The organism is Mycobacterium sp. E1715, assembly GCF_001667625.1.
Classification (GTDB): domain Bacteria; phylum Actinomycetota; class Actinomycetes; order Mycobacteriales; family Mycobacteriaceae; genus Mycobacterium.
This window is the reverse complement of record NZ_LZJJ01000493.1, coordinates 1-1693: the sequence shown is the minus strand read 5'-3', so window position 1 is coordinate 1693 and position 1693 is coordinate 1. Positions and strand designations below refer to the sequence as shown.

Here is a 1693-nt window from a genome sequence, read left to right as displayed (position 1 = left end):
CCGGTGCCGGCCCGCTGGACCCAGGTGCCCGACCCCAACGTGCCCGACGCGTTCGCGGTGATCGCCGACCGGCAAGGCAGCAGCATCTACACCTCGAATGCACAGGTGGTGGTGTACAAGCTGGTCGGCAACTTCGACCCCCGCGAGGCGATCAGCCACGGCTACGTCGACAGCCAGAAACTCCTGGCCTGGCAACCGACCAACGCCTCGATGGCCGATTTCGGCGGCTTCCCGTCGTCGATCGTCGAAGGCACGTACCGCGACGGCGACATGCTGCTGAACACCTCCCGGCGCCATGTCATCGCCACCTCCGGGAACGGGCGACGGGGCAGGAAGCACCGGGTCAGCTGACGCGTTGGCGCCCGTGACGACCGCCGTGGCGATCAGTCCGGCGACCATACCCCCGAGGAGCGCACGGCGGGCGGGGACGATCTCGATCATCTGCCTCGGTCCTTCCAATGGCGCACTGCCAGCAGGCTTGTCAGAGGCCGACTGTAACTACAGGTCAAAGGCCGTGAATAGGCTCGAAATCGACCTGGGATGAACCTCTGATCGGTGCGCAACGGAACCGAGACCATCCTGTGGCCCGGCGGGCGGGCCGGGGTTCCCTTATACCCTGTTCAGGTGACCGACTCCCCGACCACTGCGGCCGAGAGCAACCCCGGCGCCGTTCAGCCGGACTCCGACGCGCCGACGCATCGCTACACCGCGGCGCTGGCGGGCCGTATCGAAAGCACGTGGCAGGAGAACTGGGCCAAGCTCGGCACGTTCAACGTGCCCAACCCGGTCGGATCGTTGGCCCCGGCGGACGGCACCCCCGTTCCCGCCGACAAGTTGTTCGTGCAGGACATGTTTCCCTATCCCTCCGGGGAGGGGCTGCACGTCGGCCACCCGCTGGGCTACATCGCCACCGACGTCTACGCCCGTTACTTCCGGATGACCGGGCGCAACGTTCTGCACGCGTTGGGGTTCGACTCCTTCGGGCTGCCCGCCGAGCAATACGCCGTGCAAACCGGCACCCATCCGCGCACCCGCACCGAGGCCAACGTCGTGAACTTTCGCCGTCAGCTGGGCCGGCTGGGCCTCGGTCACGACAGCCGGCGCAGCTTTTCCACCACCGACGTCGAGTTCTACAAGTGGACGCAGTGGATCTTCCTGCAGATCTACAACGCCTGGTTCGACACCGCGGCCAACAAGGCCCGCCCGATCGCAGAGCTGATCGCGGAATTCGATTCCGGCGCAAGGCAGCTCGAAGACGGCCGCCAATGGTCTGCGTTGTCGGCGGGGGAGCGGGCCGACGTCATCGACAGCCATCGGTTGGTCTACCGGGCCGACTCGATGGTCAACTGGTGTCCGGGATTGGGCACGGTACTGGCCAACGAGGAGGTGACCGCCGACGGTCGCAGCGACCGCGGCAACTTCCCGGTGTTCCGGAAACGATTGCGGCAGTGGATGATGCGGATCACCGCCTATGCCGACCGGCTGCTCGACGACCTGGATCTGCTCGACTGGCCGGAACCGGTGAAAACCATGCAGCGCAACTGGATTGGCCGCTCCATCGGCACCCGGGCGCTGTTCTCGGCGCGCAACACCAGTGGCGAGACGGTCGACATCGAGGTTTTCACCGGTTCCGGCCAGTCGAGCAGATCCAGGTCGTCGAGCAGCCGGTCGGCATAGGCGGTGATCCGCATCA

General features: G+C 66.4%; 2 pseudogenes. Both read left to right on the top strand.

Features of this window, described 5'->3' with window-relative positions:
* A pseudogene (locus A9X03_RS24505) lies at window positions 1-315 on the top strand (LpqN/LpqT family lipoprotein); the annotation flags it as partial.
* 309 nt (window positions 316-624) lie between these two features.
* Window positions 625-1626, top strand: a pseudogene (locus A9X03_RS24500) (class I tRNA ligase family protein); the annotation flags it as partial.
* Window positions 1627-1693: the final 67 nt, after the last annotated feature.